The sequence below is a fragment of the Kluyvera ascorbata ATCC 33433 genome, from assembly GCF_000735365.1.
Lineage (GTDB): Bacteria > Pseudomonadota > Gammaproteobacteria > Enterobacterales > Enterobacteriaceae > Kluyvera > Kluyvera ascorbata.
Genome location: NZ_JMPL01000174.1, coordinates 1 through 6,601, shown reverse-complemented (window position 1 = coordinate 6,601; position 6,601 = coordinate 1). Strand labels below are relative to the sequence as shown.

At 52.4% G+C, this 6,601-nt stretch carries 8 protein-coding genes; 1 reads left to right on the top strand and 7 read right to left on the bottom strand.

The annotated features are described in order from the left end of the window. The coding region (locus GKAS_RS25170) for a hypothetical protein (protein ID WP_035897571.1) at positions 1–418 on the top strand (418 nt) is incomplete at its 5' end. A gap of 47 nt (positions 419–465) precedes the next feature. Here the strand turns inward: GKAS_RS25170 and GKAS_RS22265 are convergent. The 7 genes from GKAS_RS22265 to GKAS_RS22235 form a co-directional block, all read right to left on the bottom strand. Continuing rightward, positions 466–1,791 (bottom strand): PTS sugar transporter subunit IIC, encoded by a 1,326-nt coding sequence (locus GKAS_RS22265; RefSeq protein ID WP_035897569.1) that lies wholly within the window; start codon positions 1,789–1,791, stop codon positions 466–468. 1 nt (position 1,792) lies between these two features. Further along, positions 1,793–3,181, bottom strand: coding sequence for a glycoside hydrolase family 1 protein (locus tag GKAS_RS22260; RefSeq protein WP_035897567.1), 1,389 nt, complete (start codon positions 3,179–3,181; stop codon positions 1,793–1,795). A 9-nt stretch (positions 3,182–3,190) separates the two neighbouring features. Next, on the bottom strand, positions 3,191–3,505 hold the full coding sequence (locus tag GKAS_RS22255; RefSeq protein WP_035897565.1) for a PTS sugar transporter subunit IIB: 315 nt from the start codon (positions 3,503–3,505) through the stop codon (positions 3,191–3,193). A 246-nt stretch (positions 3,506–3,751) separates the two neighbouring features. Then, positions 3,752–4,564 carry a helix-turn-helix domain-containing protein gene (locus tag GKAS_RS22250; RefSeq protein ID WP_035897563.1) on the bottom strand — a complete coding sequence of 271 codons (813 nt, stop codon included), beginning with the start codon at positions 4,562–4,564 and terminating at the stop codon, positions 3,752–3,754. A gap of 109 nt (positions 4,565–4,673) precedes the next feature. After that, positions 4,674–5,795, bottom strand: coding sequence for an anaerobic sulfatase maturase (locus GKAS_RS22245; protein ID WP_167540433.1), 1,122 nt, complete (start codon positions 5,793–5,795; stop codon positions 4,674–4,676). Further along, entirely contained in the window at positions 5,792–6,154 is a 363-nt protein-coding gene (locus GKAS_RS22240) for a DUF202 domain-containing protein (RefSeq protein WP_035897560.1), read from the bottom strand. The genes GKAS_RS22245 and GKAS_RS22240 overlap by 4 nt, the downstream gene beginning before the upstream one ends. After that, positions 6,144–6,491, bottom strand: coding sequence for a YidH family protein (locus GKAS_RS22235; RefSeq protein ID WP_035897558.1), 348 nt, complete (start codon positions 6,489–6,491; stop codon positions 6,144–6,146). The genes GKAS_RS22240 and GKAS_RS22235 overlap by 11 nt, the downstream gene beginning before the upstream one ends. Positions 6,492–6,601: the final 110 nt, after the last annotated feature.

The following is a 6,601-nucleotide window of genomic DNA, read 5'->3' as shown; positions in this document are numbered from 1 at the left end:
CACCGGCCGCTGGCAAAAAACGCAGATCAGCCAATGGGATTTCCGCTGGGACTTTAACGGCGGCGGGTCTATTCCGCCAGACGTGACGCTCAGTGCGCCGCGCGCTATCGGCAACGGCAAACTTGAGGTGGAGTGGACCTCTATTTGGGCCGGAAGCGGAGTGTGGATTATTGATGACCGGGAGCTTACGGTGGTGGGCGAACGCCCGCTGATTTCACCGCTGCCTGATGCGCTGCGACAACCGCAGCAGGGTATTGAGCCGCAGGCGGAAGTGCAGTTGATCCCCGCGCAAAACAGCGACTACAGTCCGCAGAATCGCTACTGGCTGCGCTGGGAATCATTGCCTATTTTCCGCGATGTGCCACACGAGGCAAAAACCGGGTCCACGCTGCTGGAAGTCATAGAAGTCAAAAATTAATAAAAGCGCGCCTGCCAGGGCAGCGGCGGGCGCGCACTTTGTTCCTATCAGGCATCCGCCAGCAGCTTCGCCTTCTCCTCTTCTTCCTGCTGGGCCTGCTGCGTTTCCAGCATTTTCTTCTCATAGACCTTAAAGAACGGGTAGTAGATAGCCAACGAGATAAAGAAGCAGATAAACACCAGACCGCAGGCAATCAGGTTCCAGTTGGTGGTGATAAGCGCCCCCAGCGGCGCCGGGATGGTAAACGGCGGTTTCACCATCATGCGCGGAATCAATCCACTGATGGTAAAGAGATACACCACCACCGTATTGACCATCGGCGCCAGGATAAACGGCACTGCCAGTATCGGGTTCATGACGATCGGCGCGCCGAAAATCATCGGTTCATTGATGTTGAAGAGACCGGGAATAAATGACAGCTTACCCAGTGATTTCAGATAGATAACTTTAGATCGGATGAACAACACCACCAGTGCTAACGTCGATCCCGTACCGCCCATCTGCGCGTACCACTGGAAGAACTGTTCAGTGAAGATATTCGGCAGGTCGTAAGCGCTGGTCCCGGCCTGGAATAACTCCATATTCTGCACAATCGCCTGATCCCACAGCGGGCGAATCAGCGGCCCCATTACGGCGTGACCGTGAATACCAAAGACCCAGAACAGGTCGATAAAGAACTGCGTGACGATACCGCCGAACAGGTTGGTGCCGGTCATAAAGCCTTTCAACGGCATGATGATGTAGCTGATGATGGCGTTGATATCGATGTTTAAAAAGTGTCGTGGAACCCAGAAAATCAGCACCACCGCCAGCGTCGGAAACAGCGCCGAGAAGGAGCTGGCAACCACCGGCGGCACACCTGCGGGCATCTTAATTTCGATATTGCGTACTTTAATAAAACGATAGATTTCAATGGCAATCAGCGAGGAGATGATCGCCCCAAACAGCCCCTGTGAACTCAGCGAAGCCACCGGAATATAACGCCCGGAAATCGCATCACCGGCGACGGTAACGCCCTCTTTAATATTGACCGGAACAATCATCAGCAGCGTGGCGAGCATCGCCAGCAGGCCGCTGGTAATGTCGTTGAGCTTATAGCTTTTGCCTAAAAACGAGCCGATGGTGAACGCGGCGTACAGCGACATCAGCCCGACGGTAAAGCGGAAAGGCACATCAAGAATATCGCGCCACGGTGCGATAAAATCCATGTACCCTTTAATCGGGATATTCAGCAGAATAACGAAAAACGAACCGACAATCGTCAGCGGTAGAATAGAGATTAAGCCGTTACGAATAGCCTGCATATGGCGCTGATTGCCAATAGCATTCGCTACCGGCAGCATTTTTTCCGCCAGCCGTTCAAAGTAAGACATGTTACTCCCCCTCGAATCCGTTATTGGCAATCACCGTTGAGAACCATTGCCCGGATTTTTTCAGCGACCGCTGTTGGGTGGCTAAATCAAGGCGATAGAATCCGTAGCGATTTTTATAGGCGTTCTGCCACGACCAGCAGTCAATAAACGTCCACATGTGGTAACCCAGACAATGGCTGCCGTCGGCTATTGCCTGATGGAGATAGCCCAAATGTTCTTTCAGGAATTCAATGCGGTAATCGTCCTGCACCTGGCCGTTCACCATAAATTGTTCTTCGTCCTGAATACCGATGCCGTTTTCAGATACGAACCACGGTAAATTGCCGTAGCGTTCTTTCACCACCATCGCGATGTCATAAAGCGCCGCAGGATAAATCTCAATGCCGCGCGAGGTATTCATTCTGCGTCCCGGCATAATGTATTCTTCAAAGAAGCGCTCCGGCACAAAACCGTGAGGCTCTGCCAGCGGCGTTTCGCGTGCCTTTACCCGACGCGGACGGTAATAGTTAATTCCTAGCAGGTCGATACGCGTATTGGCGATAAGCGCACAGTCTTGTGCTAAATATTCCGGCAACCGATCATGTTCGCGCAGAATCGCCACCAGTTCGTCCGGGTATTTCCCCAATAAAATAGGTTCATTAATGCTGCGGGTATAAAACAGGTCCGCCATGGCGGCGGCCCGTAAATCCTCCGGCGTATCGCTGCGCGGGTAGACGGGAATAACGTCCATAATAATGCCAATCTGCCCGTCGAGACCCAATTCACGCCACGCGGCCACCGCTTTACAGTGCGCCAGCACAATGTGGTGCAACACCTGTGCCGCGCGGCGGAAATCGGTGACATAGGGGTAATGACGAGGGTGTAAATACCCTGCTTCTGCCGGAATTAACGGTTCGTTAAAGGTGAACCAATAGCGGACACGATCGCCAAACAGCTGGTAGCAAATACGCGCATAGCGGGCAAAGGCATCAATCACTTCACGATTTTCAAAGCCGCCCTTTTCCTGTAGCGCCATCGGCATATCGAAGTGGTAGAGATTAATAAAGGGTTCAATACCCTGCGCGAGCAATTCATCAATCACGGCGTTATAAAACGCTACCGCCTGTTGATTGACCTCACTGTCGCCGTCGGGGATCAGCCGCGACCAGGAGAGCGAGGTGCGAAAGGAGTTCAGACCAATATCTTTAGCGCGCTGAATATCTTCCCGATAATGCTGATAAAACGTCGAGGTATCATCCGCCGTGACGCCCTGGAAAAAGCGCTCGTTAAAGTGATGCGAGGCATAATCCCAGATATTATCGCCTTTGCCATCGCCGGGAATTCGGCCTTCAGATTGCGTAGCGCTGGTTGCGGTGCCCCACCAGAAATTATCAGGAAAATGGTATTTCATGGCCCGTCCTTATTGTGCTTTGGCTAATAATGACAGCGCGTGATCCAGAACTTTATCGCCCTGCATCGAGCCATATTGCATCATATCAATAGCAGCCACCGGCACGCCCTGCGGCTCAGCGGCGGCCGCTAAACGCTGAAGCTGGAATTTCACCTGCGGGCCTAACAAAATAACGTCGGCCTCTTCGATGATCTGATCGAATTCAGAAACCGGGACGGCGGTAATATCCACATCAATATCGCGGCTAGCGGCAGATTGTTTCATTCTTTCTACTAACATACTGGTCGACATGCCCGCTGCGCAGCATAAAAAGATCTTCTTCATCATTTTCCCCTGGCGTTATAAGCGTGATATTCCGCTGAAATGCGGCAAAATATATTCTGCGTAGTATGGTAGAAAGCGACAAGTGAAGGGCGGCACAAAACCGATTTATATCGCTGGTACTTTTATTGTTACAGATGAATAAAATGACAATTTATTTCTTATAAACAGCAACATGTAAATGTTACTTTTAAATTTATTAGTGTTATTTTTATTCTTTTTTTATGCATTACCTCCCACTCTGGCCGATTAACGGCACTGATTTGGTGAAACGCCAAACTGACGACGAAAAACCCGAGAAAAGTAGCTAACGTCGCCAAAGCCGCAGCGAATCGCAATGTCGTTCACCGAATCGTTGGTAAAACGCAGCTGATAGTGTGACTGCAATAGCCGCACGCGGGCGAGATATTGCTGGGGAGAGACGCCGGTGTAGTCGCTGAAACCACGCTGGAGCGTGCGTCGGGAGAGACCGAATTCGTGGCACAGCGCGTCGAGGTCGAGCGGCTGCTGCCACTGGCCGTTGAGGCGAATCAGCACCTGGCTGATGCGGTCTTCGCTGGAGTGAAAATCCTGGGTTTTATAGCGCCACAGATTCAGAGTGTGCAGCACTTCAAGAAAAATCATCTCTTTATGGCTTTCCGCCAGCAGTTTGTCGCTGAACTCCGCTTCGTTATGGCTGGCGAGACGGTCAAATACCCGCTGCATAATGCCTACGTCCACCTGCCAGACGTTACTCTCATCCTCTTGCGGCAGGAGATAGTCGATCTGCTTGATAAAGTTGAAGTTATCGCGCCCCAGATAAAGCAGATTCACCTGCTGTAACGCTTTCATTTCTTCAAACAGATGGTAGTCCTGGCGATTCAGGTAGCAGAGCGTACCGCTACTCAGCAGATACGGTTTTTCATTGATGACGTGTATCCCGCTGCCGCTGCCCACCAGAAACAGTTCGCAGTATTCATGGGTGTGTTCATGGCTGATATTTTTTTCCGGTTTCCAGAAATGGAATACCACGCTTTCCAGCGGATGGTGAAAGTGCGTTTCCCGGGGCAGCACGAGCGGCATAGAGACTCCAGATGCATCATCACAGTGAAGAGATAGTGATACCAGAATCCGTAGCGGGAACCTTGACCTGTTTGCCATCCGGCAGACCCGTCTGGCAAACAGAAAAAGCTTATGAAGCCTGGCTTAACATCGCCATCAATTCCCGCGGTGAGCGGCGCTGTTTGAGAAGGTCACGCATCGCTTTCATGTATGGCGCGCTGTAGGTGAAAAAGTGGCGATAGCCGTGACAAAGCGCGCTTTTGCCGTTGGCCAGCCGGTGTTTTGGGCAATCGCCGTGACAAAACTGAAGCACTGGACACTGGCGGCAGTCATCTTTCAGACCTTGTTTTTTTTGCTGCCCAAAAGCGATCGCCTCAGGCGTCACGTTCAGCGCCTGTAGCGTCTGTTGATGAATATTGCCGATATAATATTCGGGATACACGTAGTGATCGCACTGGTAGAGATCGCCGTTAGCCTCCAGCGCAAAAGCATGGCCGCAGGTTTCGCTGAATGCACACATCTGCGACGGATAGCCTCTCCAGACGCCAAGCGTCGAGTCAAACAGCTGAACATAAACCCGGCCAATATCTTCACGTACCCAGAGATCGAATACGCCCGTCAAAAAGGCACCCCAGTCCTCAGAGGTGACCGATTCAGCGCTGAGTTTGCCGCTACCATTGCGCTCAACCAGCGGAATAAACTGTAAAAACGGCGTGCCGAGGCCGCGGAGATAACGATACAAGCGCTGCGGTTGCTGGCTATTCAGGCGATTAACCACCACCAGCAGATTAAACTCAACGCCGTGTTTCGTCAGCGTCTCAATTGCCTTTATCACCTTATGGTGCGTCGGTTTGCCGCTGCGATTAACGCGCCAGGCATCGTGAAGGTCCGCCGGGCCATCGAGTGAAATGCCCACCAACCAGCCGTTCTCGCGAAAAAAACGACACCAGTCATCGTTGAGCAACAGGCCATTGGTCTGGAAGGCGTTGTGGATCTTTTTGCCATTGGCATACTGCCTTTGTAACGCCAGCGCGCGCTGAAAAAAAGCCAGCCCGCACAACGTAGGTTCTCCGCCCTGCCAGGCAAAACTAACCTCCGGCCCCGGCTGCGCCGCGATGTGCTGGCTGATAAATCGCTCCAGCGTGGTGTCATCCATCATCGGCTGTTCGGGTTTTTCGATATAGAAACAGTAGCGGCAGTTAAGGTTACAGCGAGAGCTGGCCGGTTTGGCCATTACCTGACATCCTGTCATGCTAAATCCCTGATAAAAATAATGAGTTGGCGAATGTGGGTAACAGCAAACAACATTGCGAGGGATAACACCGCGAGAGAGATCATAAATTTGTCACGCACCGCGCCCGGCTGGGAAAAATCGCTGTGCTTAACGTCCATTACATTACGATTGCGGGTGTATCGCCAGAGGATGATGGCGACAACCGCCAACACGGCTAGCGAAACCCAAAATAGTGCGCCTGCCTGATGCCAATTATGCTTCAACGCTAACGCCATCAGCGCGCCGTAGCCAAGCAAGGTGCGAAACCAGGCCAGTGACGTGCGCTCAGGCTGTAGCCCAGGGTCAGCCTGACGGCGGGCTTTGCGGCTATCCGGCATAAAGCACCAGCAGCATCACCACCACAGCGACTAGAGTAAGGATCAGGCTTATCACCAGCAGGCTGCGGGTATAGGGCAGATCCTCTTTCAGGCGCATCGCTCTTTCATTACGCAGCCAGCGCAGGTAGCCATAGATGGCCAGACCACCGGCAAACAGGCACAGCAGGAGCGCCAGCGCCTCGCGAATCACCGGCGTCGCGAAGTCGGGTGCCAGCTGATCTAACCCCACACCCGCGGCCAGAAATCCCAGCGAGGTGCGAATCCACGCCAGAAACGTGCGCTCATTAGCCAGTGAAAAGCGGTAATCGGGTGCTTCTCCAAGGCGGGAAATTTTCATCTTTACTCCTTGATGGTTCCCGATTGTTCAAAGTATCAACAATTCTACCTGACCACTGGGCTAAAACAATCAATCAGGCTGCACGACCAGGTTAGCTGAAATTTGCGTCA